The 25,728-nt window shown below is 60.5% G+C and carries 24 protein-coding genes and 1 pseudogene; 13 read left to right on the forward strand and 12 right to left on the reverse strand.

All coding sequences use genetic code 11. The features are described from left to right. Positions 1 to 42: 42 nt before the first annotated feature. Positions 43 to 294, forward strand: coding sequence for a hypothetical protein (locus KO490_RS15710; protein ID WP_216020371.1), 252 nt, complete (start codon positions 43 to 45; stop codon positions 292 to 294). A gap of 167 nt (positions 295 to 461) precedes the next feature. On the opposite strand, the gene KO490_RS15715 is transcribed toward KO490_RS15710, so the two are convergent. The 3 genes from KO490_RS15715 to KO490_RS15725 all read right to left on the reverse strand — a co-directional run bounded on the left by KO490_RS15715 (position 462) and on the right by KO490_RS15725 (position 3,498). Further along, complete coding sequence (locus KO490_RS15715; protein WP_216020372.1) at positions 462 to 1,286, reverse strand: aldo/keto reductase; 825 nt, start codon at positions 1,284 to 1,286, stop codon at positions 462 to 464. Beyond that, positions 1,283 to 2,254, reverse strand: coding sequence for a TIGR03571 family LLM class oxidoreductase (locus KO490_RS15720; protein ID WP_216020373.1), 972 nt, complete (start codon positions 2,252 to 2,254; stop codon positions 1,283 to 1,285). The genes KO490_RS15715 and KO490_RS15720 overlap by 4 nt, the downstream gene beginning before the upstream one ends. Before the next feature lie 62 nt (positions 2,255 to 2,316). Further along, positions 2,317 to 3,498 (reverse strand): MFS transporter, encoded by a 1,182-nt coding sequence (locus tag KO490_RS15725; protein ID WP_216020374.1) that lies wholly within the window; start codon positions 3,496 to 3,498, stop codon positions 2,317 to 2,319. Between the two features lie 93 nt (positions 3,499 to 3,591). Between KO490_RS15725 and KO490_RS15730 the strand changes: the two genes are divergently transcribed. After that, on the forward strand, positions 3,592 to 4,479 hold the full coding sequence (locus tag KO490_RS15730) for a LysR family transcriptional regulator (protein WP_252727254.1): 888 nt from the start codon (positions 3,592 to 3,594) through the stop codon (positions 4,477 to 4,479). Here the strand turns inward: KO490_RS15730 and KO490_RS15735 are convergent. Continuing rightward, a pseudogene (locus tag KO490_RS15735) lies at positions 4,471 to 4,958 on the reverse strand (IS5 family transposase); the annotation flags it as partial. The gene KO490_RS15730 and the pseudogene KO490_RS15735 overlap by 9 nt on opposite strands. A 45-nt stretch (positions 4,959 to 5,003) precedes the next feature. Then, on the reverse strand, positions 5,004 to 5,909 hold the full coding sequence (locus KO490_RS15740) for a LysR substrate-binding domain-containing protein (protein ID WP_216020376.1): 906 nt from the start codon (positions 5,907 to 5,909) through the stop codon (positions 5,004 to 5,006). 169 nt (positions 5,910 to 6,078) lie between these two features. Between KO490_RS15740 and KO490_RS15745 the strand changes: the two genes are divergently transcribed. The 8 genes from KO490_RS15745 to KO490_RS15780 all read left to right on the forward strand — a co-directional run bounded on the left by KO490_RS15745 (position 6,079) and on the right by KO490_RS15780 (position 14,388). Continuing rightward, positions 6,079 to 6,846, forward strand: a complete 768-nt coding sequence (locus KO490_RS15745) for an ABC transporter ATP-binding protein (protein ID WP_216020377.1) — start codon at positions 6,079 to 6,081, stop codon at positions 6,844 to 6,846. Then, positions 6,846 to 7,535, forward strand: coding sequence for an ABC transporter ATP-binding protein (locus KO490_RS15750; protein WP_216020378.1), 690 nt, complete (start codon positions 6,846 to 6,848; stop codon positions 7,533 to 7,535). The genes KO490_RS15745 and KO490_RS15750 overlap by 1 nt, the downstream gene beginning before the upstream one ends. A gap of 61 nt (positions 7,536 to 7,596) precedes the next feature. Beyond that, entirely contained in the window at positions 7,597 to 8,772 is a 1,176-nt protein-coding gene (locus KO490_RS15755) for an ABC transporter substrate-binding protein (RefSeq protein WP_216020379.1), read from the forward strand. A 99-nt stretch (positions 8,773 to 8,871) separates the two neighbouring features. Then, complete coding sequence (locus KO490_RS15760; RefSeq protein ID WP_216020380.1) at positions 8,872 to 9,729, forward strand: branched-chain amino acid ABC transporter permease; 858 nt, start codon at positions 8,872 to 8,874, stop codon at positions 9,727 to 9,729. A gap of 39 nt (positions 9,730 to 9,768) precedes the next feature. Further along, positions 9,769 to 10,683, forward strand: a complete 915-nt coding sequence (locus KO490_RS15765) for a branched-chain amino acid ABC transporter permease (protein ID WP_252727255.1) — start codon at positions 9,769 to 9,771, stop codon at positions 10,681 to 10,683. After that, a complete protein-coding gene (locus KO490_RS15770) occupies positions 10,680 to 11,822 on the forward strand; it encodes an acyl-CoA dehydrogenase family protein (RefSeq protein ID WP_216020382.1) in 1,143 nt (380 codons plus the stop codon). The genes KO490_RS15765 and KO490_RS15770 overlap by 4 nt, the downstream gene beginning before the upstream one ends. Positions 11,823 to 11,832: 10 nt before the next feature. Beyond that, positions 11,833 to 12,849, forward strand: a complete 1,017-nt coding sequence (locus KO490_RS15775) for an NAD(P)-dependent alcohol dehydrogenase (protein WP_216020383.1) — start codon at positions 11,833 to 11,835, stop codon at positions 12,847 to 12,849. Between the two features lie 3 nt (positions 12,850 to 12,852). After that, the gene (locus KO490_RS15780) at positions 12,853 to 14,388 is read left to right on the forward strand and encodes an acyl-CoA synthetase (RefSeq protein ID WP_216020384.1); all 1,536 of its coding nucleotides are present in this window, start codon (positions 12,853 to 12,855) and stop codon (positions 14,386 to 14,388) included. A gap of 33 nt (positions 14,389 to 14,421) precedes the next feature. Here the strand turns inward: KO490_RS15780 and KO490_RS15785 are convergent, their stop codons facing one another. From KO490_RS15785 to KO490_RS15810, 6 genes are all read right to left on the reverse strand, one after another. After that, positions 14,422 to 15,363, reverse strand: coding sequence for an ABC transporter permease (locus KO490_RS15785; RefSeq protein WP_216020385.1), 942 nt, complete (start codon positions 15,361 to 15,363; stop codon positions 14,422 to 14,424). Continuing rightward, the gene (locus KO490_RS15790; protein ID WP_216020386.1) at positions 15,360 to 16,412 is read right to left on the reverse strand and encodes an ABC transporter permease; all 1,053 of its coding nucleotides are present in this window, start codon (positions 16,410 to 16,412) and stop codon (positions 15,360 to 15,362) included. Before KO490_RS15790 ends, KO490_RS15785 begins: the two co-directional genes overlap by 4 nt. Beyond that, positions 16,402 to 17,937, reverse strand: a complete 1,536-nt coding sequence (locus KO490_RS15795; protein ID WP_216020387.1) for an ABC transporter ATP-binding protein — start codon at positions 17,935 to 17,937, stop codon at positions 16,402 to 16,404. The genes KO490_RS15790 and KO490_RS15795 overlap by 11 nt, the downstream gene beginning before the upstream one ends. Then, positions 17,934 to 19,319 (reverse strand): amidase, encoded by a 1,386-nt coding sequence (locus KO490_RS15800; protein ID WP_303463041.1) that lies wholly within the window; start codon positions 19,317 to 19,319, stop codon positions 17,934 to 17,936. The genes KO490_RS15795 and KO490_RS15800 overlap by 4 nt, the downstream gene beginning before the upstream one ends. A 51-nt stretch (positions 19,320 to 19,370) precedes the next feature. Further along, positions 19,371 to 20,363 (reverse strand): BMP family protein, encoded by a 993-nt coding sequence (locus tag KO490_RS15805; protein ID WP_216020388.1) that lies wholly within the window; start codon positions 20,361 to 20,363, stop codon positions 19,371 to 19,373. A 154-nt stretch (positions 20,364 to 20,517) separates the two neighbouring features. Then, positions 20,518 to 21,813 (reverse strand): amidohydrolase family protein, encoded by a 1,296-nt coding sequence (locus KO490_RS15810; protein WP_216020389.1) that lies wholly within the window; start codon positions 21,811 to 21,813, stop codon positions 20,518 to 20,520. Positions 21,814 to 22,024: 211 nt separating this feature from the next. Here KO490_RS15810 and KO490_RS15815 point away from each other — a divergent pair, with 211 nt between their 5' ends. After that, positions 22,025 to 22,588, forward strand: coding sequence for a metallophosphoesterase (locus tag KO490_RS15815; protein ID WP_252727249.1), 564 nt, complete (start codon positions 22,025 to 22,027; stop codon positions 22,586 to 22,588). Positions 22,589 to 22,730: 142 nt separating this feature from the next. Here KO490_RS15815 and KO490_RS15820 read toward each other — a convergent pair whose 3' ends face one another. Then, on the reverse strand, positions 22,731 to 23,393 hold the full coding sequence (locus tag KO490_RS15820) for a GntR family transcriptional regulator (RefSeq protein ID WP_216020390.1): 663 nt from the start codon (positions 23,391 to 23,393) through the stop codon (positions 22,731 to 22,733). A 188-nt stretch (positions 23,394 to 23,581) separates the two neighbouring features. Between KO490_RS15820 and hydA the strand changes: the two genes are divergently transcribed. Then, positions 23,582 to 24,988: a dihydropyrimidinase gene (gene hydA / locus KO490_RS15825; RefSeq protein ID WP_216020391.1), complete on the forward strand. Its 1,407-nt coding sequence runs from the start codon at positions 23,582 to 23,584 to the stop codon at positions 24,986 to 24,988. Then, a complete protein-coding gene (locus tag KO490_RS15830; RefSeq protein ID WP_216020392.1) occupies positions 24,985 to 25,710 on the forward strand; it encodes an aspartate/glutamate racemase family protein in 726 nt (241 codons plus the stop codon). The genes hydA and KO490_RS15830 overlap by 4 nt, the downstream gene beginning before the upstream one ends. Positions 25,711 to 25,728 lie beyond the last annotated feature (18 nt).

The following is a 25,728-nucleotide window of genomic DNA, read 5'->3' on the forward strand; positions in this document are numbered from 1 at the left end:
TTCGCGAGAAGGCCTTACAGGCGACGGAGCTAGACCTTCAGAATGCCTCCGGAGGCCTGGGCGCCATCAAGACTGGTCCTGGAAGACGGATCGGCGACCGAGAGAATTGACACGATCAACGAACCCAGGCTGTGGAGCTATTTTTGGGATGCTATCCGCAAAGATATGCCGCAGATGGCCGGACATTCGCTGCTCAGGCGCTTCGTTGAATTCATCATCAGATCCGGGAATGGCATCGAAAACCGCGATGGACTTGAGATAGAGCAGGACTATCAAGATGGGCTGTCGATGTAGGAAGGTAGGGATCGGAAGTGGTCGGGGGCGCAGCATGCTCGCTTATAATGTGCCGGAAGGCGGGAAACCGACCTTTGCGGCAGGTGCAAAAAGATGAAATTCTGGCGAAGAAAAGCAGACATTGAGGTTTATTGGCCCTACGGTTGGTACGAAGGGCCGAGGGGACATTAGTCCCATTCCGGGGCGAGCGTTTCGGGACTGACCAAGCGTCCCTCGGCTCTACCCAGGGCATCAATTCGGGCAATTTCCTCAGCGCTCAGTATGATTTGCGCTGCACATAGATTGTCGGCAAGCCTGTTGGTATTGCCGGTTCTGGGCAACGCAATGCTCATTGGACGGGTCAGGACCCAGGCCAAAGCAATCTGCGCGGGGCTCGCATCATGTGCGAAAGCAATATCGCGCAGCGTGGTGTTTTCCATCACCTTGCCTTGCGCCAGCGGTGAATATGCCTCAACCGGAATGCCCTTGCTGGCGAGGTAAGCGATCATCCGTGTTTGGTCGATTAGCGGATGGAGTTCGATCTGATTGGCAGCAAGCGGCGTGTTTAAGGCGGCTTGCGCTTCATCGACCATATCTATGGTAAAATTTGACACGCCCCCATGGCGAACTTTGCCCGCAGCAATCAGATCATTCAGCGCGCCAATGGTGTCGGTAATTGGCACATCTTTTGAGGGCCAGTGGAGTAGCAATAGATCCACATAGTCCGTCCCCAGTCGTTTCAACGACGTTTCCGTAGCAGCGATGAAGGCTTCTGGTGAGAAGTTCTCGGGCAGGATTTTGGTGGTGAGGAACACATCATCGCGGCGGACATCGGCGCGACGCAAACCTTCCCCGACCTGCTCTTCGTTCTTATAAGCCTGTGCAGTATCAATATGGCGAAACCCTTCGGAAAGCGCCGCGGCCACCATATCGGCTACCGTATCTTGCTCAAGTTGAAAGGTGCCGAAACCCATGGACGGAATTTGGGCGGGGCCGATCAGGGTGATACTCACTGTGTTGTCTCCATAGTAATTTTTTGCAAGAACTCAGGCATGACGTGTTCGGCCAACTCGGCCAGAACGTCCTCGATTTCGCGTTGCGATTGGCGCAGGTTAAAAGCGATGTGGGCGACCCCTGCAGCGTGCAGGGAACGAACGTGAGAAGTTAGAGCATTGCGACCGATACGGCCCCCGAACTGGATCGGCCTGAAGGGCGCGTCGGGGTCAGGGTCAAGATCCAAATGCATGGCTGTCAGGACCGGGGCGGGGGGAAGGCCAACATCGCTGCGCGCCTGACGCCACATGGACAGGCGGCGCTCTGCCTGCTCAGGAGGACCAGGATATGTGAACCAACCGTCCAATGTGCGCGCGATCCATTGCAGGCTTTGCTGGCCCATCCCGGCCATCACCATCGGGATCGCCTCCGACACATAGGGACGCACGGTGACGGGGCCTTGTGGTCCCTTTAGCGCACACCCTGACCAGAGCTTGCGCATCTGGTCGACGCGGTCGCGCAAGGTGGCTCCGCGGGCCTCATAGTCGAGACCCATCAGCGGGTATTCCACCGGACGGTCCCCCGACGCGACGCCAAGAATAAATCGCCCACCAGACAGATGGTGGAGGCTGGCTGTCATCTTGGCCAGCAGGATCGGATCACGCAGCGGCAGAACGATGCCGGCGGTGCCAAGAGCGATACGACGGGTGCGGCCGGCAAGAAAGCCGAGATAGGGGAATGGGTCAAACACCTGTCCCGCATCCCCGAAGCTGGGATCATGTACCGGCACGTCCCGCAGCCAGACCGCATCAAAGCCAAGGTTCTCGGCCAACTCCACGCCCTTGGCGGGGTTTGAGATATCCGGCACACCAAAGGGGCGACCCGCGATGCGGGCACGGCTTTGACCAGCCTCAGTCCAGTCGCGGTCCAGTGGTAATTCGATGCCAAAACTTAGGCGGTCTTTATAGATCAGATTTAGGGCAGACACGATACGAACCTCCGGTTCATTGGTTTGCCCCGCCGCACTAAACTGCGGAGGGACAAGTGAGGTTATTCGGCCGCGACTGCTTGGGGCCTTGACGCGTTCAGGCGACCCGACAGGCGCACCAGAATGATCCCGACAACCACCACTCCGGCAGCGATGTAGGGCGCAGCGGCAAGGCCGATTTCTTCCACCACAAGCCCCCCGGCCCATGCGCCCCCGGCGATACCAAGGTTGAACGCACCGATGTTCAGGCCGGATGCCACATCAACGGCACCAGGGGAGACTTCACGCGCGATTTGTACGACGTAGGATTGCAGCGGCGGGACGTTGGCGAAGGCAAAGCCGCCCCAGAATGCAGCAACCGCGATGGCCGCAATCGGGCTGGTGAGGAACGCGCCGAGTGCCACGAGTGATACGGCAAGACCTGCAAAGATGAAGGTTAATGCGGGCACGGCGCCGATACGGTCGGAGAGTTTACCACCCGCGATGTTGCCCACGGCAACAGAGGCCCCGTAAAACAGCATTACAAGGCTGATGGCACCTGCGGACAGACCCGTAACTTCGTCCAGCATCGGCGCAAGGAAGGTAAAGGCGATAAAGTTGCCGCCATAGCCGACAGCTGTGATCAGATAGACCAGCAGAAGGCGCGGCGAAGTGAGCACCTGCAATTGGGCTTTGATCCCCGCTGATGCGGCCTTGGTCAGATTGGCGGGCACCAAGATAGCAGAAGCGATGAAACCGATCACGCCGAGCGCGACAACGCCGAGGAAAGTCGACTGCCATCCAAAGTTTTGGCCGATGAACGTCCCCAAAGGAACACCCGTCACAAGCGCAACGGTCAAACCAAGGAATACCAGCGCAATGGCCGAGCTTTCCTTTTCAGGTTCCACAAGGTCGGTCGCAATAGTCGAGGCGATTGCAAAGAAAACGCCGTGCGCGAGACCCGTAATAAAGCGTGCAGCGACAAGGCTGCCGTAATCTGGCGCAAAAGCGGCATAGGCATTACCGAGCGTAAACAACGCTAGCAAGAGCAGCAATAGTGTCTTACGAGGCACACGGTCCGCCATGGCGGTCAGCACTGGGGCGCCGATGGTCACGCCAAGGGCGTAGAGACTGACCAAAAGGCCAGCAGAAGGAATTGAAACGCCAAGATCGGCGGCGATGGTGGGAAGCAGGCCGACGATAACGAACTCGGTCGTTCCGACGGCAAAAGCGCTGATGGTCAGCGCCCAAAGGGCAAGTGGCATCGGGTTTCTCCAACAAATTTGGTGTCGACGCCGTATATGCCAGCCGCTATCTATTGCGAGAACAGGCAGGTTTGGAATGGGTCATTGCAAAAAATGCACGAATTGCTTCGTATGGGGGATTTGGCTGCCTTCGTTGGGATTGTCGATGATGGCGGGTTCGCGGAATCCGCGCGGCGCAGGGGGGTGTCTGCCTCTACTCTCAGCCGCTCGGTCACGCGGCTGGAAGAGCAGTTGAAGGTCAACTTGCTAAGACGCACTACCCGGTCTATCGAAATTACTGCTGAAGGTATCGCAGTTCTGGGCGAGGCGCGCGAGATTTTGGACCGCAGCGAAGCCCTGCAAGAGATCGCAACAAGTGGACAGGCCCCCGCCGGGCCACTGCGTGTAAACGCACCGGTTCCCTACGTCTTGCATGTTCTCGCCCCGCGTCTGGCTGAGTTTCACGCGCAATATCCTGATATCCGGTTGTCTATCGACATGACAGACACGCTGGTGGATCTAATAGGTAGCCACGCGGATGTTGCTATTCGGCTGGGCCAGTTGCCTGACAGCGACCTGTTGCATCGGCCCTTGGGAACTACCGCTTGGAAATTGGTGGCTACACCGGAATATCTTGATCGTAATGGCTGGCCAAAAACACCAGCTGAACTCACACAACTGCAACAAGTCCGGTTCGCGGCACCAGATCATATCAACACACTGCGCTTTACTGGTCTGTCTACCCCCGTGACAGTGCCTCCGGCCCTTACCGCGGGTAATGGGGAGGCCGTGCGCCAGTTGGTATTAGGCGGTCTGGGCATCGCTCGGTTTTCCGATTTCATGATTGCGGACGACATCCAAGCCGGACGTTTGATTGAGCTGTTTCCAGGCCAACTCGACGTAGCCCCTTTGAATATCTCAGCGCTCTATCTCACCCGCGTTTCGGGCCTTCGACGACTTGGGGTCTTTCTTGATTGGGTGGGGAAGATTAGGTCATGTTGAGAAATAGTGCAGCCAGAGATGGATAGATGCGAGGTCAATGATGCCAAGGACGCTTTTGGCGCTCTTGCCGTAGCGGGTTGCAACCTGGCGTGCATTCTTCAGCTTGTTGGAGCATCTCTCGACCATGTTCCGCAGGCGATACAGTGGGCGATCCGAGCCCACGCGCTTTTTCCGCGACTTCCGCATTGGGATCACGGGTTGGATGTATCGGTTGCGCATGTCGTTACGAATGCTGTCGGCATCGTAGCCCTTGTCAGCGAGTAAGACGAGAGGTGCGGGGAGGTTGTCGTCCATGACGAGGTCGAAGCCGTGATAGTCCGACGTCTGGCCTGGCGTGATGTCCATTCGCATCAGCAGCCCGGCGGCATCCACCCGGGGGTGTATCTTCGTCGTGAAGCCACCGTGTGAGCGACCAAAACCCTGTCGCGGAGTCCGCGTTTAGCGCCCGCAGCCTGATAGTGGGCAAAGACAACTGTTGATGTGCTACCCGTCATTCCCTTGGCAATCGACATACTCGCTACTTGTCAGCTCGATCGAAGGCAGGGCTCGGTATTCTCGCAGAGGACTAGCAGCCATGTCTTGAAGGCTTGCGCTGAGGCTCCCAATGCGCTCCGGTCTGGAAACACCAAGTGGTACGCGAAACCGGTCGGGTAACTACACCCAAATGGGTTCACAAGGGATCCGCTGCGCAGCTCGGATTGCACCATGCTTTCTGCAAAAAGCGAAACGCCCAGCCCATTCGCCGTCGAGGCTAGCTGAAAATGTCTGTCGACAAGCGTCGTCTGCCTCTGGGTTGCCCTGAATTCCATTCCGACATTCGCGAACCATTCCTCCCACATCGAATGATCGTCGACATGCAGCAGCGGGCAGGTCATGAGGTCCGTCGGATGCTCAACAGTATGACGTTTCAGGAAATCGGCGCTGCAGACGATCACCATCCGCTCGGTCCATAAGGGCACGGCTGTGAACCCGGGCCAGCCGCCCCTGCCCCATTGGATGCCCAGATCCGCGAAATCATCCGGCGCCTTCATCGAGACATAGTTGTTGTCGTGGGTCTGGAATGCCAGTTCCAAGCCGGGGTGCTCCTCCCAGAAGCTGCCAAGCCTTCCGGACAGCCAGCGGCTCGCAAACATCGGCAGCACGGCAAGGCGAACAAGACTTGGCGCTGACCCCACCTCGTCCAGACCAGCCCGAATTGCTGCCAGTCCACGCTCGACATGCTCTGCGAGGCTTCGGCCCTTTTCCGTCAGGCGCAATCCCTCGGCTGACCTGTCAAAAAGAAGCGTGCCGATCTCGTCTTCCAATTTCTTGATGTGGTAGCTGACAGAGCTCTGGCTGACATTCATCCTTTGTGCTGCATGGGTCAGGTTCTGCGTTCGCGCGACGACGCTGAACGCTTGTAACGACTTAATATGTCTGATGGGTTGCATGGGACGCCCCCTCCAAGGCGATTGCGCAGGGCCCCTCCCAAGGCCCCTCGACCGGCTGAAGCTATCATCGAAAATTTCGATGACGCTACAGAATCTTTGCGTTTCTGACCCGGACCGTTTTCGCCCTAGGCTTCGGAACGGTCGCCCATGGCGGCAAAGGGGGGAGAACATGAATACCGACGTTCTGGAGGTCGATGGCCTCTGCAAGTCGTTCGGCGGCGTGAAGGCGCTGCGCGATCTGTCATTCAATATGCGGCGGGGCGAAGTACTAGGTCTGATCGGACCCAATGGATCTGGCAAATCGACGACCGTCAACATGCTCAGCGGCGCCATGCCTGCGAGCAGCGGAGAGATCAGGCTGAACGGCACCCGGATCGAAACATTGAGCCAGTGGGACCGCGTCGGGCTGGGTCTGACACGGACCTATCAGACGGCAAGCGTCTTCCCGGAATTCACGGTTCGGCAGCACGTGACACTTGGCTGCGAAGGGCGGCGGGGCGTAGGTCCTTTGGCCCAGGCCTTCCGGCTTCGTCGCGACCCCGCCGATGATAGCCGTATCAAGGAACGCGTGGCGAAGGCGCTGGAACTGACCGGGTTGGTCGATCAGGCAGATCACATCGTGGGCACTCTTTCAACGGCGCAGCAGCGGTTCCTGATGATCGCCACGGCCCTGACCTCAGATCCTTGCGTAATCTTGCTCGATGAACCTGCGGCCGGGATGATCTCGCATGAACGCGAAACGCTGTCGGGAATGATCGGACGCATCCGCGATGCAGGGATCTCTGTCTTGGTCATCGAACACCACATGGCCCTGATCATGGAGGTCTGCGACCGGATTGTCGTGCTGAACTTCGGCGCTCCGATAGCGCAGGGAACCCCGCGCGAAATCCGCGAGAACCGCGCCGTCATCGATGCCTATCTGGGGGAGGCCGCCTGATGCTGGAAATACGTGATCTGCGCACGGGATACGGTCCCATCGAAGTCGTCCATGGAATAGACTTGGACGTCCGGGAAGGCGAATGCGTGGCATTGATCGGTGCGAACGGGGCCGGCAAGAGCTCGACCCTGAAAACGGTCTGCGGGCTGCTTCCCGCACGTTCGGGTCAGATCCGGTTCGACGGTCAGGACATCACCAATCGCAAGGGACATGCCATCGTCCAGGCGGGGATCACCATGTGCCCCGAGGGACGCCAGGTCTTTCCGGGAATGACCGTGATGCAGAACCTGCGGCTTGGCGCCTACGCCCGCAAAGGTGCAGATCTGGATTGGATGCTGGACATGTTCCCCATTCTGCGAGAGCGCGCCAACCAGGCGGCCGGAACGCTTTCCGGCGGCGAACAGGAAATGCTGGCCATTGCGCGTGCACTGATGTCGCAACCGCGGCTATGCATCTTCGACGAGCCGTCACTAGGACTGGCCCCCAAGATCGTGGCCGAGGTCGCGCAGACCATCGCCAGCATCAAGGCGATGGGGATGACCATTCTGCTGGTCGAACAGAATTCGCTCATGGCGCTTCGACTGGCCGACCGCGCCTATCTGTTTGAGGCCGGAGAGATCGTGTTGGAGGGCACGGGCGCCGAACTTCAGACGCATCCAGAGGTCGTCAAGGCCTATCTGGGTCACTGAGCCGGCCAATTACCGAGGGGAGGAGACGACTATGGGAAAGAGATTGCTGACATGCAGCGTCATGGCGCTGCTAATGGGGACCGGCGGCCTTGCTGCCCAGGAAACCCTGACGATCGGGGTCGCCGACGCCTTGACCGGCGGAGCCGCGGTCTATGGCCTGCCACAGGCAAATTCGGTCGAGATGGCAGCCGGCGAGATCAATGCGGCAGGCGGCATTTCGGTAGGTGATCAGACCTACATGCTTGACGTGATCGTCTACGACGACAAGGCCAACCCGACCGAAGCCACGAACGCGGTGCGGAAGCTGATCGATCGCGATGGCGTCAAGTACCTGCTGGGGTTCTGCTGCTCGGGGGCGACAGGTGCGGTCGCCTCGTTCATCGGCTACGAGGATGCCGTGATGCTTGTCGGCAACGCAGCCGAACGGTCGATCACAACGCAGGGGCTCACGAACCTCGTGCGGACGCGCCCACCCGCGGATTACACGGGCGCGGCTGCCGGTGCGTTCGTGGCTCGGCAGGGGCACAAACGCGTCGCGGTGCTTGGCGCACTGGAGACGTCCTTCTACGCCAGTTATGTCGAGGCCTTCGAAGAGGAGTTTGCCCAGGCCGGCGGCGAGGTGATCGCCCACGAGGTCTTCGCCTCGAAGGATCGCGACATGTCGCCCCAATTGACCAAGATCCGTGCGATGTCTCCCGATGCACTGCTTGTCGTAGGCTATGTCGAGCCGGCGGCATTCGCCTATCGTCAGGCAACGGAACTTGGAATGGACATTCCACGCTATGGCTTCACTTCGGGAAGCGAGGAGCAGTTCCTGCGGGTTGCGACGTCCGAACAGATGGAGGGAGTGTGGGACCTTCGCCCGACCGAGCTGACGCTTCAATCCGCGACCGAGGCCGGGCTTGCCTATCACGCGAACTACACCGAGCGGTTCGGAGATGCCCCTTCGCCAAGCTCTCCCTATGCCTATGACCAGGCATGGGCACTAAAGCATGCGATCGAGGCGGCGGGAACGGTGGATGACACCGAAGCCGTCGCGGAAGCGCTGCGCGATCTGCAGGTCTTTCCGGAGGCCGTGATGCAGTATCTGCCCGTCGATGGGAAGATGTTCGACGCCAACGGCCAAGCCTATACCGCCAACGGAGCGTTCCAGTGGCAAGACGGGCACTGGGTGTTCGTCGAGGAGCTGCCGTCGGACCCTGCAGCCTACTCCGAATTCCTGTCCTCGCTGGACTGATCCACCGCTGCGGCGTAGCACCCTGCGCCGACAGTTCCCCTATGACCAGAGGAGGTCTTCTGTCGACGCGCCTGAGGCGCGCGGCAAGATGCTGGAACCATGACAGAAATTCTGCAACAGATAATCAACGGAATTGCGATCGGGGGCGTCTACGTTCTCATCGCACTCGGGCTGACCATCGTCTTCGGCATCCTGGGCATCGCGCATTTTGCCCATGGGTCTGTTTCCATGTTCGGCGGCTACCTGACCTTCTTCCTCGTGGTGCAGCAAGGTCTGCCCCTTGTACTGGCTATCGCGATCGCGCTGGTGACCGGCATGGTACTGGGCGTGCTGATCGAGCTGCTGGCGTATCGTCCGTTAAGGAATGCGAACCATATCAACGCCTTCATTGTCGCACTGGGTCTGACGATGATGGTCGAGGGCGCAAATCTCCAATTCTTCGGCGCCGAGCAGATCGTCATCCCGACGAATGCTAGCCGCGTCTTCGACATCGGCGGTTTGACGCTGCCCGAGCTGCGGCTCTACGTCATCCTGGGTGCGGCAGTGCTGATCGCGGCCATGACCATCTTCGTCGAAGAGACCAAGACCGGCCAGGCGATCCGCGCGGTTGCCGAGAACCGTGATGCCGCGATCCTGATGGGCATCAACGTGCAGATGATCCCGCTGGTCGTCTTCGCCATCTCGACCGCGTTGGGCGTCGCCGCGGGCGTGATGGTCGGGTCGCTTTTCGCCATCGCTCCTGGCGTTGGCGAGGGCCTGGTCGTGAAGGGTTTCGCCGTGCTGATCCTCGGCGGCCTAGGGTCCATTCCCGGAGCTGTCGTAGGTGGCATCGTCCTTGGCGTCACCGAGGCGCTCGCCGCGGGGTTCATTTCTTCAGCCTACAAGGACGTCATCGCCTTCATCGTGATGATCGCTGTCCTGCTGCTGCGCCCTCAGGGCCTTATGGGAAGGGCATAATCAATGAAACGCGGAAATATCCTGCTTCTGATCGTGCTGATGCTGTTCGTCGCTCTGCCCCAGTTGATCACCGTCAAATATTACCTTCACCTGTCGATTTTGGCCCTGATCTGGGTGATCATGGCACAAGGCCAGAACCTCATACAGGGCTATACCGGGTACGTCTCGATCGTGCAGGCAGGCTTCATGGGCATCGGCGCCTACAGCAGCGCATTGATGAGCACCAATCTGGGCTTGCCTGTCAGTGCGACCATCATACTGGCCCCTTTAGTTACGGCGCTTTTCGCCCTTGTTGCAGGTTATCCCAGCCTTCGGGTCAAGGGGCATTACTTCGCGATCGTCACGCTTGCCTTCAATATGGTGATTTTCATCGTCCTGCTGAACCTGACCGATCTGACCAATGGCGAAGCGGGGCTGAGCGGAATTCCGAAACCTGGAAACGGTCGCGGCGCGACCATCGATTTCTACGATCGACAGGTCTACTACTACTTTGTCCTGACAATCGCCGTCGTCATGACCGCGCTGGCGGCAGTCATCGTAAGGTCGCGCGTCGGGCAGATCCTTCTGGCCATCCGCCAGAACGAGGATCTCGTTGCGTCGGTGGGCGTAGCGGCCTGGCGTTACAAGCTGTTCGCATTCGTGGTCAGCGCGATGTTCGCGGGGCTGGCGGGTGCTCTGTATGCGCACTATCAAAGCTTCATAAACCCCGAGATATTCAGCGTCGCCCAATCCCTGGACGCCATCTTGGCCGTCATCATCGGGGGATCCGGGACGTTGACCGGCCCCGTGATCGGTGCGTTCTTCGTGGTCTTCCTGCCCGAGTACCTCCGCTTCGCCGACAGCTTCAGGCTGATCCTCTATGGGCTGATCCTGGTCCTGGCGACGATCTTCATGCCGCGTGGGATCGTCGGATTGGCGCATGATCTGAAGACGCGCTTCGGGTCAGCCCGATGAGCATCGATAAGAGCGACCTTCTGTACGAAATCCGGCGCTTCGCGGCCGAGGTCGTGGGCCTCGCCGCCCCCTCTTGGGCGAAGGGCCGTGCGCCCGACCCCGTCTTGTTTCGCAAGGCCGCTGATCTGGGGTTGTTCCGGCTTCAGGTTCCGCATTCCGAAGGGGGGCTGGGCATGGGTTTCATGCACAAGGCATATGCTTGCAAAGCGCTGGCCGCAGCTGATTTCGGCTTCGCCATGTCTGTGGTGAACACGCACAACGTCGCGGCGCGGATCGCCAGCAGCGGATCGGACGAGACGCGGGCATCCTTCCTGCCGGCGCTGCTTTGGGGCGAATCCAGCGCTTGCACTGCACTGACCGAGCCCGCGGCTGGTTCCGATATTGCCGCGATGCAGACGCGTGCCACGAAGGCGGGGGGCAAATGGGTCCTGAATGGCGAGAAATGCTGGATCGTCAATGCGCGCCACGCGTCGACCGCCATTGTCTATGCCCAGACGGCGGATCAGGGCGATATCGACGGCATTGCGGCCTTCGTCGTGGACCTCACCGCCTCGGGATGCCGCCGCTATGCCACCAGCTCGGATTTTGCCCAGTCGAGCGCCGGAACCGGAGGATTTGTCCTTACGGACCTGACGCTGCCGGAGGCAAACATGATCCTGGCCCCCGGCCAGGGCTTCCGAAGCATCATGGAAGAGATCAATGGCGCGCGGACCTATGTCGCAGCGATGTGCTGCGGCATGATGGAGGCAGGGCTGCGACATGCCTCAGCGCATGGTGCAAGTCGACGAGCTTTCGGAAAACCCCTGAGCGCTCATCAAGGGTGGCGGATACCCCTCGCCCGGGCCGAAACCGCGCTCGCGGCTGCGCGGGCACTGACCGATATCGCGATCGCGGCGGTACACGCGGGTCACGATGCCCAACTGCAAGCCGCCCTTGCGAAGGTGGCCGCCACCGATGCCGCGACGACCCACCTTCCCGCCCTGTTGCACGCGATGGGGGCCGAGGGACTGGACACCCGATACCCGATGGCCCGACACCTTGCTGCCGCGCAGATCGCGACGCTGGTCGACGGTTCGACCGAAATGCTGCTGGAACGCATCGCGCGTCTGGCAAGACCCATTCCCCATACTTCGAATTGATGAGGCAATCATGCGCGTTTTCCAGATCCAAGACGACTGGGGCTTCGACAACCTGAAGATGGCCGAACGTCCCGACCCCAAGCCGGGTCGGGGCCAGGTGCTGATCCGCATGCACATGGCCTCGTTGAACGCGCGCGATCTGATCGTGCCCGAGCGGGGCTATGGCCGGGCGACCGGCAATCTGCCGTTGATCCCGGTGTCCGATGGTGTCGGCGTGGTTGTCGAAACCGGCGAAGGCGTTACCCGCGTCGCTGCAGGGGATCGCGTTTGTCCCACCTATTTTCAGAACTGGATCGGTGGCGCACCGACGAAAGAAGCCTTCGCTTCGGCCCTTGGCGGGCCTTTGGACGGCGTGGCGGCGGAACTGGTCTGCCTGTCCGAAGAAGGTGTCGTCCGAATCCCTGAAGATCTGTCTGACGCCGAGGCCGCGACCCTGCCCTGTGCTGGGCTGACCGCCTGGAGTGCAATCACCACCTTGGGACGGGTCCGCCCGGGCGATCGGGTCTTGGTCCAGGGTACGGGCGGGGTAGCGTTGTTCGCATTGGCATTCGCCAAGATGCAAGGGGCGCATGTCACGGTCATATCATCGAGTGACGAAAAGCTTGAAGCGACCCGGGCGATGGGCGCTGACACTGCGATCAACTACCGCGAAACGCCCGACTGGGCAAAAGCAAGCCGGGAAATCACCGCTGATCGTGGCGGGTTCGACCTGATCGTCGAGCTGGGTGGTGCGAAAACACTTCCGCTGTCGCTGCGGGCCATCCGCCCCGGCGGGACAATCGCCATGATCGGCGTGCTGTCCGGGCTGCAACTTGACGCCTCGCTCGGGCCGATCGTCGCGCGGCAGGTCAGATTGCAAGGTGTCACCGTCGGCCACCGCGACGGGTTCGAGGCGATGTTGTGTGCGATGTCCCTTCACGGAACGCGCCCCTTCCTTGGCCGAACCTTCGCGTTCGAAGGCTTGCGCGACGCGCTCGAACATTTGCGCGCGGGGCCTGGGATGGGCAAGACCCTGATCGAGTTCTGAAACATGACCCAGCTTATCTATCATACCCGTTACTGGGCAGAACTGGACCCCGCCCGTTTGGCCTTTCACATGTGCGACACGGAAGAGAACGTCAGCTTTGCCGCGCTCGAGGCCCGAGCGAACCAGGGGGCGCATCTTATGCGCAACTGCGGCCTCGCCAGCGGCGATCACCTCGTGATCCTGATGGAGAACCGGCGCGAGTTCCTCGAAATATGCTTCGCCGCCGACCGGTGCGGGCTCTACTATACCACGGTCAGCACGCATCTTTCCGAGGACGAACTTGAATACATCATTCGCGACTGCGGCGCCGCCGTGCTGATCGCGTCTGAACGCTTTATAGATATGGGCGCGACGATTGCATCGCGTGTCCCAAATCTCCAAGCATTCGCACTCGAGAGCTGGAACGACCTTTCCGCTACGCAGTCGGCCACGCCAATTGCAGATGAATCAAATGGGCTCGACATGCTCTACTCGTCTGGGACCACGGGGCGGCCCAAGGGCGTCAAATGGCCCATGCCGGCAGATCCACCAGGATCGCGGACGATGCTGATTGACTTGCTCGGAGGGCTATTCGGTTACGCCCGCGACACGCGCTACCTGTCGCCAGCGCCGCTCTATCACGCCGCTCCCTTGCGCCATAGCATGGTCACCATCAAGTCCGGTGGGTCGGCATTCATCATGTCGAAATTCGATGCCGAAAAGGCCTTGGACTTGATCCAGTCCCATCGCATCACTCATAGCCAATGGGTGCCGACGATGTTTGTTCGGCTATTGAAGCTGCCCGAAGCAGTACGCGCATCGTTCGACACCTCTTCGATGCTGATGGCGGTGCATGCGGCGGCGCCCTGCCCGATGGACGTAAAGCAGAAGATGATCGACTGGTGGGGCCCGATCATCCACGAATACTATGCCGGAACTGAAAACAACGGTTTCGTCGCGCTCGATACGACGGAATGGCTGACCCATCCCGGATCGGTCGGGCGGGCAAAGCTCGGGATCATTCATATCTGCGACAGCGCAGGAAACGAGCTTCCTCCCGGCGCCGAGGGAGAGATCTATTTCGAGAACGGCCACCAATTCGCTTATCACAACGATCCTGAAAAGACCGCGGCAAGCAGGAGCGCCGATGGGTGGACAACTCTCGGGGATATCGGGAGGTTGGACGAGGAGGGCTATCTTTACCTTACCGATCGCAAGTCCTTCGTCATAATCTCTGGCGGGGTGAACATTTACCCGCAAGAAACCGAGAACGCCCTGCTTGCCCATCCCCAGGTACTCGATGCCGCCGTGATTGGCATTCCGAACGAGGAGTTCGGAGAGGAGGTCAAGGCAGTCGTTCAGACCGTAAGCGGCACTGCCTCAACCGAGCTGGAGGATGAGCTGATCAAGTGGTGCCGAGCGCGGCTATCTGCAATCAAATGCCCCCGAAGCATCGATTTCCGAGCAGCTCTGCCCAGGACCGAGACCGGCAAGCTGTTCAAGCGAAAGCTATGGGAAGAATACCGGAACACCACGACGGTGAATGGCCGGATCGGATGATCGCTTCGGCAATGCCCTGAACAAGGAGCGAGCCTATCGCTCGCCGCGCCGGTAGGGGGCCATGAGGGCCTGCGGAACTCGGGCGCGGCGTGCCATGATGACCAGCGCAAGGATCGAGAGCAGGTAGGGCAGCATCAGAAAGAACTGATATGGCACAGTGTCCACCACGGTCTGCAATCGCAATTGGAACGCATCAAAGAACGCGAACAGCAATGCCCCAAGCAAGGCACGTGCCGGCCGCCAGGATGCAAACACGACAAGTGCGACGCAAATCCACCCGCGCCCCTGTACCATCGTCGGAAAGAACGAATTGAAAGCGGCAAGCGTCAGGAACGCCCCGCCCAGGGCCATCACCGCCGATCCCGCGGCGATCGCCAACAGGCGCAGTCGGATCGGATCGACCCCTTGGGCATCCAGTGCATGCGGGTTCTCACCCGCCATGCGGATCGCCAGACCAAGCGGCGTCCGGTACATCGCATATGCTAGGACCACGACCATCCCCAGTGCCAGATAGGTCGGCGCGGTCTGGCCGAACAGTACCCTTCCCACCAGCGGCAGGTCCGACATCAGCGGAATGTCGACCGCGCGGAACGGGTCGATCGTCGGCGGGGACGATGCCGTCGGGACCGCCAGTCGAAAGATGAAATAGGACAGGCTGGCGGCAAGCAACGTGATCCCCAGGCCGGTCACGTGCTGGCTGAGACCGAAGCTTACGGTGAACAATCCATGCAGCAGTCCGAAGACGGCGCCGCACAGTCCCGCGACCAGCATTCCCAACCAAAGGTCGCCGCCCATGAACACCGTGAGCCAACCGGACATGGCCCCGAAGGTCATCACGCCTTCTACGCCGAGATTCAGCACGCCGACCCTTTCGCACAAAAGCACCCCGAGCGTGCCAAAGATCAGAGGCGTTGCGATGCGCAAGACCGCTTCCCATATGCCGACGGAGCCCAGGATATCGAGAAGAGCCGTCATCTGCGGATCCTGTACTGGGCAAGAAAGACTGACAGTAGGACGCTCAGCAGTGACAGCGCGACCGCGACATCCGCGATGTAGGAAGGTACCTCGAGGATGCGGGACATGCTGTCCGCACCGACGAACATAAGCGCCGAGAACAGTGCAGCTGCGATCACGCCGATTGGGTTTAGATTGGCCAACATCGCGATCACGATGCCTGAATAGCCGAAGCCGGGCGAAAGGTCGGTAGTCACGTAACCCTTGACGCCCATCACCTCGATTGCCCCTGCAATGCCTGCAGAGCCGCCCGACAGGCAAGCTACGACGACCAATGTGCGGCCAAGGGAGACCCCTGCAAACCGCGCGGCGGCCGGGTTCAGTCCGGCAGCACGCGACCGCATGCCGAAAACCGTGCGGGACTGCACCCACCAGACGAACAATGCCAAGCCGACGGCGATCGGCAGCCCCACATGCAGCCGCGATCGCGCAATCAGGTTCGGAAGAACCGCCGAGTCGGGAACGGGTATCGACTGCGGCCAGCCGAACGCCAGCGGGTCCTTCATCAGGCCCTCGACCATCGTGGATACGAGCAGAAGCACGACGAAGTTCAGAAGCAGCGTCGTCACGACCTCGTCCACGCCGTACCGCAAACGCAGTCCCAATGGCGCCAGCAGCAGCAGAGCACCGGCTAGGGCGGCGGCGAGCATGCAGCACAGGATGGCAAGGGGACCGGGCAACGCGGCAACGAACGGCATGGCGCCCAGTGCCGGCACCACCAGCGCGCCGAGGAGGAACTGCCCTTCGGCACCGATATTCCACAGACGCGCCCGAAACGCGATCGCAGCGGCAAGCCCCGTGAGGATCAGCGGCGTAGCGCGGGTCAGTGTTTCAGACAGGCCCAGACGAGAGCCGAAGGCACCTTGTAGGGTCAGAGTGAAGGCCTTGAACGGACTGGCTCCCGCCACTGCAATCAATAGGCCTGACAGGACCAGTGCCACGGCGATGGCAGCAAGCGGAGCGCACATGGTCAGGATCGCACCGGGATTCTCGCGTCGCTCAAACCGCATCTTTGTCTTCCATTTGCTGGGCATCGGTCCAGTCGCCCGCCATCATCAATCCGAGAAGCCGAGCATTGGCCCTCTCTGCCGGTATCGCAGGGGAGAGCTTTCCGCCGACAATCGCCCTGATGTTGTCTGACAGGGCGACCACCTCGTCCAGATCTTCTGATATCAATAAAACCGCCGCGCCCCGGTCCCTCGCTTCGAGCAGGCGGCGGTGGACCCCGGCAATCGCTCCCTCGTCGAGACCTCGACTGGGCTGGGCTGCTACGATGATATCGGGAGCAGACTCCAGGACGCGGCCCAAGATCAGTTTTTGCATGTTACCGCCTGAAAGCTGGCGAATGCGCCCATCGACATGCGCTCCGCGCACGTCATAGCGCTCAATGATCCGTTCTGCTGCATCCCGTGCAGCTTCCCGCCTCACGACCCCCCGCCGCGAGAATTTCTTGGACCAGATCCGTTCGAGTGCGACGTTTTCCCATATGGTCATATCACCGATGCAGCCTTCGGCGTTGCGATCCTCAGGAATACGACCAATCCCCGCCGCGATGACGCGTGGCACGTCTGCGGAGGTCATGTCGAAGCCCTTGACCATCAGTGTGCCACTCATCGGGCGTACCAGCCCCGAGACGAGCTGTCCTAGGGTACGCTGACCGTTCCCGGACACGCCGATGATGCCCAGGGTCTGCCCGGCGCGCAGGCTGAATGAGACGTCCTTGAGCGATGCGCCCCCGGATGCAGGGACATCCAGGTGTCGCCCTTCCAGAAGGACCGGCCCCGGTCGTGCCGGTCGCCGTTCAGGCCGGCGTACCTTGGCCCCGACCATCAGCTCCGCCAGTTCGTCGCGTGAGGTTTCGCATGTCACGCGCTCCCCTACGACCCGGCCACGGCGAAGCACCACCACCCGGTCAGAAACTGACATCACCTCGTGCAGCTTGTGGCTAATGAAAATCAGCGACAGCCCTCCGCGGGACATCTGGCGCAAAGTGGCGAAAAGGCTATCGGCTTCTTGCGAGGTGAGGACAGCGGTCGGTTCGTCAAGGATCAGGATCCGTGCGTCCTGGAACAGCGCCTTGAGGATCTCGACCCGCTGACATTCGCCGACCGACAGATCCGAGACATGGGCCTCGGGTCGGACTGCCAGCCCGAATCGTTCTGACAAAACCATCAGCTTATGCCTTGCACCGGCCCTGTCGTCGCGCAGGCTCCACAAGCTGCGCGTCCCTGCCATCACGTTTTCCAGAACTGTCAGGTTGGGGGCCAAGGCAAAATGCTGATGCACCATACCAACGCCGGCACGTATCGCGGCACGCGAACGCCCGGGAGGCAGTTCCTGATCCATCACTCGGACTACGCCCGCGTCGGCAGTGTAATGACCGAAAAGGATCGACATCAGCGTGGTCTTGCCCGCTCCGTTCTCACCCAGCAGGGAAACGATCTCGCCCTGTCCGAGCCGCAGTGAGACGTCCTCGTTGGCGGTATTTGCACCGAACCGTTTCGTAATGCCCTCGAGTTCTAGCACTGGGGTCATCTGCAATCCTCGAACAATCCGATGGGATGCTGCCAACGGCCACACGCCTCCAGTTTGGCCCCGAGCGCCAAGAGCCGAAGATCGCCTCCCGGAGGAGCGATCAGCTGCACGGGGAGCGGCAGCGCCGCGTCGTCGCGGCCGAATGGCAGCGTCAGAGCCGCGGCACCGGTGACGTTTGCCAAGGTCGCAAAGGGCGCGAAGTCGTCCATCCGTTGCAGGTGAGCGGCTGGATCGTCGTGATCCATCGGAAAGCTGCCGATCGGCGGAGGTGCGTGAGCAAGCATCGGGGTTAGCAGGATGTCGACATCGTCGAACACCGACCACAAGGCGTAGGCTGCAGGCCCCGCACCCTCGAGTGCGGCCCATAGCGTGGCCGCAGACATCGCTCGTCCGCGAGCGACGAAGGCGCGGGTCAGGCGTTCGGCTGCCGCGAAATCGTGGCCGGCGCGCTCCATCGACGCCAGGTTCGCGCTGACAACAACATCGAAGGCCTCGGCCGAGGCTGCACGAATATCATCGAGCCTTTCGGCCCCAATGCGCAAAGTCTCATGACCTGCACGGCGCAGCGCGACAGCCGCATCCGCGACCGCCCGATTGCGCTGTGGCTGGATCCCTGGATGGTCTGACAGAACACCAATCCGGAGCATGCCTGCTGGGGTAGCCTGCCGGGGTTCCGACGCGAGCCCACGCGGGTGCCCGGCTAGCAGCGGCCAAAGAGCCTGCGAGTCGCCGATCGTACGAGTGATCGCGAACTCCGTGGCGATGCCGCCGAGATGGTTGCTGAAACCTGGGCCGCAAGGGATGGCCCCACGCGATGGCTTTAGCCCGACAAGTCCACAGCAAGCTGCCGGGACGCGGATCGAACCGCCAGCATCGGTTGCATGGGCCAAGGGCACGATACCTGCCGCGACGGCCGCCGCGCTCCCACCAGACGAACCGCCCGCCCCAAGTTCAGAGCGAAGAGGGTTGCGGCAGATCGGACCGATGGCGGGCTCAGAACTTAGCGACAGCCCGAATTCCGGCACGGTCGTCGCGCCGAACACCCGGAACCCCGCTGCACGAAAGCGTTTCGCAAGATCGCTGTCAGACCTATCGTCGTTACCGGCAAGAACGGTCGAGCCTGCGCGCATGGGTATGCCCTCGAACGGCCCCCCCAGATCCTTGGCCAGGATTGGCACATTAGCGAAAGGCGCCTGAGCCGGTACATCTCGGTATTGATCGCCCTCGGCAACCAAGAAGCTGACTGCTCCAAGATCGGCCATGCGCTTGGCCTGCGTTCGCGCCGCGCGCATCGCGTCCTGCGCGGATATCTGTCCCGCCGCGATTGCGCGCGCCAAGGCGCGGGCATCGTCTATCCTGCCCGTCATATCGGTTCGGTCCACCTGTTCTCATGCCCACTGGTTCGCCGGGCCATGTCATGCAGCAGCTGCGCGTCAGGTAGGTTCCTCGAAGTTCTTGGGAACGTCGAAATCGCCCGCCTTGATCTGTGCGCGGACCTCCTCCATCCGGGCGACTGCCTCGGGCGGAGCCACACCATCGACATAGGCGATGTCGTTCCCTCCGTCTTTCATCAAGCTGAGGGGTGTGTAGTTTCTAGCGACGGAACGTCCTGCCATGGCATCTGCCAGTGCACTGTCAAGAAGCGGCCGGAAGGACCAGAGCGCGTTGGCGAAGACCGTCTCGGGGTAGCGTGGGGTATAATCGATCAGCGAACCAACTGCCTTGATCCCACGTTCCTGCGCCGCATCCGCGGTCCCGATCCGTTCGCCGAATAGGATATCGGCGCCGCCATCGATCTGGGCAAGACCGGCCTCACGTGCCTTGGGCGGATCGAAGAAGGTACCGATGAAGCTTACGCGGTGGCGTACTTCGGGGTTAACGGCCTTCACCCCTGCCCCAAAGCCGTTGATCAGCATATTAACTTCGGGGATTGGAATGGCACCCACGCTTCCCACGATGCCCGTCTTGGTCATCGCACCCGCCAGCATGCCCGCCAAGTATGCCGCTTCCCAGTTCCAGGTTCCGAATACACCAAAATTCTCGCCTGCGGCCTCCCCCGAAGAGCCCATGAGGAATGCTGTTTCGGGATAGTCCCCGGCAACAGTCCGAGCCTCACGTTCGACAGCATAGGATTCACCGACGATGAGGGTGTTTCCGGCCTCGGCATATTCGCGCATCGCCCGGGCATAGTCGGTCCCCGACACCCCCTCCGAAAAGCTGTACGCGATTCTGCCTTCTTCGTGTGCTGCCAGCAGCGCTGCATGGATGACAGAGTTCCATGCATTCTCGACCGGCGATCCGTGAATACCTGCGACCTTGACGGGGGTCGATTGCGCGCGCAGTAGCGAAGGCGCCAGAAGCGCCCCCGATCCAAAGGCCATCCCAGATTGCAGCAGCCGGCGCCGGTTCAGCATCAGTGTCTTCATGGGGTGCCCCTCGTGTTTGCATGTGACAGATCTGCAGGCAGCAGATCGTCGTCAGCCGGACCAGAGCATGGCAAGGGCGATGCCTGTCAACGATCCTTCAGCGGCTTCACCGCACTCTTCTCCAATTGCTGACCGTCTGATCAGTTTTTACCCTTCAATCAAATTTTTGCCCGGGAGCGAAGCAAGCCGGGTCCACATGCCCGGCACGACCGGGGATGTTCAGTACTGATAGGGACGGCGCGGTCTGGGCGATAATCTGCCCGCGGCGGATGACGTGCAACCGTGCCGGACGCAACCGGATGGCCTCGGCGGGGTCGCGTGCCTGCAGGATCACCAGATCCGCATTGCAGCCCACTTCAAGCCCGTAACCGTCAAGCCCCAGGATCCGGGCCGAATTCACCGTTACCGCATCGAAGAGTGTCGTCTTGTCGGCAACAGAGCCCATTTGTGACGCATGGACTGCCATATTCGCCACGTCCAGTAGGTCGCCCGTGCCCATCGAGTACCACGGGTCCATCACACAATCCTGCCCAAGCCCGACCGGTATGCCCGCCTCGATCATTTGCGGAATGCGTGTTAGACCCCGCCGCTTGGGATAGGTGTCGTGACGTCCCTGCAGCATCATGTTGATCAGGGGATTCGAGATTGCAGCCATTCCCGATTCCGCCATCAACGGCAGCAGCTTGGAAACGTAGTAATTGTCCATCGAGTGCATGGAGGTCAGGTGCGATCCCGCAACTCTGCCCTGAAGGCCAAAGCGCATCGTCTGCGCCGCCAATGTCTCGACATGACGTGACATTGGATCGTCGGTTTCATCGCAATGCATGTCGACCATCAGCCCGCGATCGGCGGCGATCCGACATAACGCCTCGACCGAGGCGCGGCCCTCTTCCATCGTGCGTTCAAAATGCGGGATGCCGCCCACGATCTCGACGCCCATGTCCAGGGCACGGACCAGAGACGCTTGTGCACCGGGGGACCGGTAATAACCGTCCTGCGGAAAGGCCACCAGTTGCAGGTCAAGGTAAGGCGCCACTAAATCGCGCAGCTCAAGCATAGCCTCGACTGTCACCAGTCGAGGGTCGCTTACATCGACGTGGCTACGCACGGCGAGCAGGCCCTTCGAAACAGCAAGATCGCAGTAGCGCAGGCCACGCTGTACCAGCGCCTCGCGCGTCAGCGTGGGGCGCAGCTCTCCCCACAACGCAATTCCTTCCAGCAGCGTCCCCGAAACGTTCATCCGCGGCATGCCAAGCGAAAGGGTGGCGTCCATATGGAAATGCGGATCGACGAAAGGCGGAGCGACAAGGTTCTCAACTGCGTCCAGGATCTGCCCCGCTTCGGACGAAATGCTCTGGTCGACGGCTGTGATTACCCCCTTCGCAATGCCGATATCCATGTTCCTGCGGCCGTCCGGTAAACTCGCGTTCCTGATAATGAGATCGAACATGCTGCTGAAGTTTCCCCTGTTTGTATTTGATCGTCGCACCCTAGTCGGGGGTTCTGGGCGATGTCATGAGGCAGCACCCCGTCCCGTGGTATGATGCCCACATTCCGGGCACCGGCCGGTTGCTGGACGCAGCATCGAGACCTGCTCGGCGATATCAAGGGACGAGAAAAGATGTTCGCACTCAAGGGAAACTTTCTGTGCCCCTCGACCATTGGAAATATACCGTGGCCGCTACAAGATCGTCGAACGCTTTCTGACAACCCGCTCCATGGTGATTGATCACTGGCAGGGGCCGTCAATGCGAGTTTCGCCAACCGGGCGCATCGGCGTCGTTTCAGATACACATGGCCTTATGCGTCAGGAAACGCTGGCGGCCTTGGACGGTGTCTCTCAGATCCTGCACGCGGGCGATATCTGCGAGCCAGCCCATCTCGAGATACTGGCGGAAATCGCTCCGATCGCTGCAATTCGTGGGAATGCTGATCATGGGCCTTGGGCGGATGCGCTGCCCGAGCACATGACACTGACGATCCAGGGGCTACGGATCCACATGATCCATGACCGCAAGCTCTTGCAGGCAGATCCTCAGGCCGAGGGTTGGGACGTCGTAATATCAGGACATTCGCATAAGCCCGGGATCGAGAAAGCCAGCGGCACCCTCTGGCTAAACCCCGGTGCTGCCGGCCCCCGGCGCTTCAGGTTGCCGACCACCCTGGCATTCCTTTGGGCGAGTTCCGGGCGCCCGCAGGCAGAAATCCGAAGCTTGAGCCCATAAGCACCTTGAGGCACTCACAACCAGCGCAGTTCGGGTGCTGCAAAGCGCCGGCCTTCAAACATGGCTACTGTTGGACTGCCGCGTTGCGATAGTGACTGTCAATCTCGCCAATCTCAGAGCTGTTCAGCCATCGCCACAAACCCTAGCCGGATACCTGTTTCGACAGCGCCAGACCCGAGTTCAGGAGATGCCTGCGCCAAATGCCCGCAACACCGTCTGCATCGTGACGGCGCAGCGCATTCATCATCAGCTCATGCTCGTCCATCGCTTCAGTCCAGCGCCGATCGTCCAGCAAAGCCAGGTGGCGTCCGGCTCGTGCCCTCAACATCAAGCGGGCATGGGCATCGGTCAGGATCGGATTCCCACATTCCGTAATGATCAGCTCGTGCACCGCGTTGTTGGCAAAGAAGTAGCTGTCCAACTCGCGTCGTTCAAAATGCTTGCAGGTCAAGGCATGCCTATTCTCCAGCTCGGCCATGAGCGGAGCGGTGACGCGTTCCGCGAAGCACCGCGCAGCTAGTGCTTCCAGTTCCGCGATCACCCGGAACAGGTTCATTGCGTCCTGCCCGTCGAACCGAGCTACCTCGGCTCCCCGATTTGGTGTGAGGACGATTAGCCCATCCGAAGCAAGTTGCTTCAGAGCTTCACGCGCTGGCGTCCTTGATATTGTATACCACTCAGCAATCTCGCGCTCGCGAAGCCGCGAGCCCGCCACGATTTCACCGCGTACAATCCGATCGCGCAGATCTTGCGCGATTCCCTCGTAACTTTGCGTAAATGCTGTCGAATCAACTATGCTCTTCATACGCGTTCCACCGCTATTTGGAGCTCATCCATGCCTCAAGTCGTTTATTAACGTCCAATGATTTCAGCATTCGCCCATGCACGCAGCACGATTTGCACAAAGTTTAGGCCTGAGAGACCGCTCCGGCCCGTTTTCAGACGACGAGCTTACCCGGATTGCATACCAGAACTACGAAAGAGGAGCAGTCGATGCAGCTTGAGACGATCATTCACGGCGCCACGGTCGTTACCGGCAACGATACACGAATTGCGGATATCGGTATTCGCGACGGACGTATCGTCGCCTTGGCAGAAAATTTAGATTTTCCAGCAGCGGAACGGATCAACGCCACAGGGCTGATCGCAATGCCGGGTGGGATCGATAGCCATGTGCATATCTCTCAGCCCTCGGGCCCCGCTGTCGTAATGGCAGACGATTTTGACAGTGCAACCCGTTCGGCAGCATTCGGCGGCAACACGACGGTCATGCCCTTCTGCCTGCCGGTGGGCGATCAGAGCTTGCGCGAGGCCGTAGCCGAATACGTCGCGCTGGCAGAGGGAAATTGTCATGTCGATGCAGCCATCCACCTGATCGTGCACCGGACCGATCCTGCAACGCTAGGGCAAGATCTGCCGGCGCTTCACGCAGCCGGCTTCACCTCATTCAAGGTTTTCATGACATACGAGGACCTCGTCCTGACCGACCGCGAGATCCTGGACGTTCTTGAGGTCGCGAAATCCCTTGGAGCAGCAGTGATGGTTCACGCTGAGAATGAGGATGCGGTCAACTACCTCCGCGACAAGGCAGCGGCAGAAGGTCGAAGCGAGCCCGTCATGCATGCTCGAACGCGCCCCGTGCCCGCCGAACGCGAAGCCACACATCGCGCGTTGTCGCTAGCTCAGATCGCTGATGTTCCCATCACCATCGTGCATGTCTCCAACGGAGAAGCACTCGACGAGATCCGCCGGGCCCGACAGCGTGGGCAGGTTGTCCATGCCGAAACCTGCCCTCAATATCTGACCCTGACCGAAGATGACCTTGACCAGACTGGGTTCGAAGGCGCGAAGTTCGTCTGCTCTCCCCCGCCACGCGACACGGCGGCGCAGAAGGAATGCTGGCAGGGGATTGAGCTGGGGGATTTCGATCTCTTCTCCTCGGACCACTGTCCTTTCCGCTTCGCCGACCCGCAGGGAAAGGAAGCCCCGGGCGCGCGCGACAGCTTTCGAAACATCCCGAACGGCATCCCCGGGGTCGAGACGCGTCTGCCTATTCTTTTTTCCGAGGGTGTAATGAAGGGAAGGATAACCCTTCAGCACTTTGCCCGGATCACCGCAACCAACCATGCACGGCTCTATGGGCTTGCTCCTGCCAAGGGCAGCATCGCGATCGGGGCAGATGCCGATATTGTCCTATGGGATCCTACGGTTACCCGAACCATCAGCCAAACCGGCCTGCACCACGGTGCGGACTACACGCCGTGGGAAGGATTTTCCGTAACTGGCTGGCCCGTCGCAAGTTTCCTTCGCGGCAAACCGCTGCTGCAGGACGGCGAAATCAACTCGCATCAGGGGCGGGTCCTCGAATGTGGCCAACCCGATCAGAAAGCCTTCGTATGACCCGCATCGGCTTGATAACCCCTTCTTCGAACACCGTTCTGGAACCCGAAACCTACGGACTCCTGCGCGACGTTGACGGCGTAACCGCACATTTCGCCCGCTTCACCGTGCTCAAGATAGGCACTGATGCGGACGCGCTGGACCAGTTCAGCCTCGAACCGCAGCTTGCGGCGGCCGAGTTGTTGGCAGACTGCCGCCCTGATGTCATCGCATGGTGCGGAACCTCGGGCGGCTGGATGGGCGTCGACCGCGACCGTGCATTGTGTGCCGGCATCACCGAACGCACAGGCTGTCCCGCCACCACGTCGACCTTGGCCCAGATCGAGGCCTTCCGCCTGTTGGGCTGCCGCACCTACGGGCTAGTGACACCATATCTATCGGACATCCAGGAACGGGTGATCCAGACCTTCGCGAATGAAGGCTTCAAATGCGTCGCTGATCGGCGCCTTGAGGATCCGGGCAACTTTTCCTTCTCGACCTATAGCCCAGACCAGATTTCCGAGATGGTGCGCGACGTCGCCATCGCCGAGCCAGATGCCATCAGCATATTCTGCACAAACTTTAATGGTGTGCGTGTCGCCCCCGGTCTGGAATCCGAACTTGGCATGCCCGTCATCGATTCCACCACGCTGACCTTGTGGCACGCCTTGCGATTGGCCGGGGCCGATCCATCGATCGTGCCAGGACAGGGCGCTCTTTTCACGCGGCTGCAGTTCGCCTGATTTTTACTCTCCCTCCTC

The organism is Paracoccus sp. C2R09 (assembly GCF_018860625.1).
Taxonomy (GTDB): domain Bacteria; phylum Pseudomonadota; class Alphaproteobacteria; order Rhodobacterales; family Rhodobacteraceae; genus Paracoccus.

Bases quoted from the DNA above. Each gene is read 5' to 3' on its own strand.
- KO490_RS15710 (WP_216020371.1), top strand. From the start codon at position 43: ATGCCTCCGGAGGCCTGGGCGCCATCAAGACTGGTCCTGGAAGACGGA.
- KO490_RS15725 (WP_216020374.1), bottom strand. From the start codon at position 3,498: ATGCCACTTGCCCTTTGGGCGCTGACCATCAGCGCTTTTGCCGTCGGA.
- KO490_RS15730 (WP_252727254.1), top strand. From the start codon at position 3,592: ATGCACGAATTGCTTCGTATGGGGGATTTGGCTGCCTTCGTTGGGATT.
- KO490_RS15740 (WP_216020376.1), bottom strand. From the start codon at position 5,909: ATGCAACCCATCAGACATATTAAGTCGTTACAAGCGTTCAGCGTCGTC.
- KO490_RS15745 (WP_216020377.1), top strand. From the start codon at position 6,079: ATGAATACCGACGTTCTGGAGGTCGATGGCCTCTGCAAGTCGTTCGGC.
- KO490_RS15750 (WP_216020378.1), top strand. From the start codon at position 6,846: ATGCTGGAAATACGTGATCTGCGCACGGGATACGGTCCCATCGAAGTC.
- KO490_RS15755 (WP_216020379.1), top strand. From the start codon at position 7,597: ATGGCGCTGCTAATGGGGACCGGCGGCCTTGCTGCCCAGGAAACCCTG.
- KO490_RS15760 (WP_216020380.1), top strand. From the start codon at position 8,872: ATGACAGAAATTCTGCAACAGATAATCAACGGAATTGCGATCGGGGGC.
- KO490_RS15765 (WP_252727255.1), top strand. From the start codon at position 9,769: ATGCTGTTCGTCGCTCTGCCCCAGTTGATCACCGTCAAATATTACCTT.
- KO490_RS15770 (WP_216020382.1), top strand. From the start codon at position 10,680: ATGAGCATCGATAAGAGCGACCTTCTGTACGAAATCCGGCGCTTCGCG.
- KO490_RS15775 (WP_216020383.1), top strand. From the start codon at position 11,833: ATGCGCGTTTTCCAGATCCAAGACGACTGGGGCTTCGACAACCTGAAG.
- KO490_RS15780 (WP_216020384.1), top strand. From the start codon at position 12,853: ATGACCCAGCTTATCTATCATACCCGTTACTGGGCAGAACTGGACCCC.
- KO490_RS15785 (WP_216020385.1), bottom strand. From the start codon at position 15,363: ATGACGGCTCTTCTCGATATCCTGGGCTCCGTCGGCATATGGGAAGCG.
- KO490_RS15790 (WP_216020386.1), bottom strand. From the start codon at position 16,412: ATGCGGTTTGAGCGACGCGAGAATCCCGGTGCGATCCTGACCATGTGC.
- KO490_RS15795 (WP_216020387.1), bottom strand. From the start codon at position 17,937: ATGACCCCAGTGCTAGAACTCGAGGGCATTACGAAACGGTTCGGTGCA.
- KO490_RS15805 (WP_216020388.1), bottom strand. From the start codon at position 20,363: ATGAAGACACTGATGCTGAACCGGCGCCGGCTGCTGCAATCTGGGATG.
- KO490_RS15810 (WP_216020389.1), bottom strand. From the start codon at position 21,813: ATGTTCGATCTCATTATCAGGAACGCGAGTTTACCGGACGGCCGCAGG.
- KO490_RS15820 (WP_216020390.1), bottom strand. From the start codon at position 23,393: ATGAAGAGCATAGTTGATTCGACAGCATTTACGCAAAGTTACGAGGGA.
- hydA (WP_216020391.1), top strand. From the start codon at position 23,582: ATGCAGCTTGAGACGATCATTCACGGCGCCACGGTCGTTACCGGCAAC.
- KO490_RS15830 (WP_216020392.1), top strand. From the start codon at position 24,985: ATGACCCGCATCGGCTTGATAACCCCTTCTTCGAACACCGTTCTGGAA.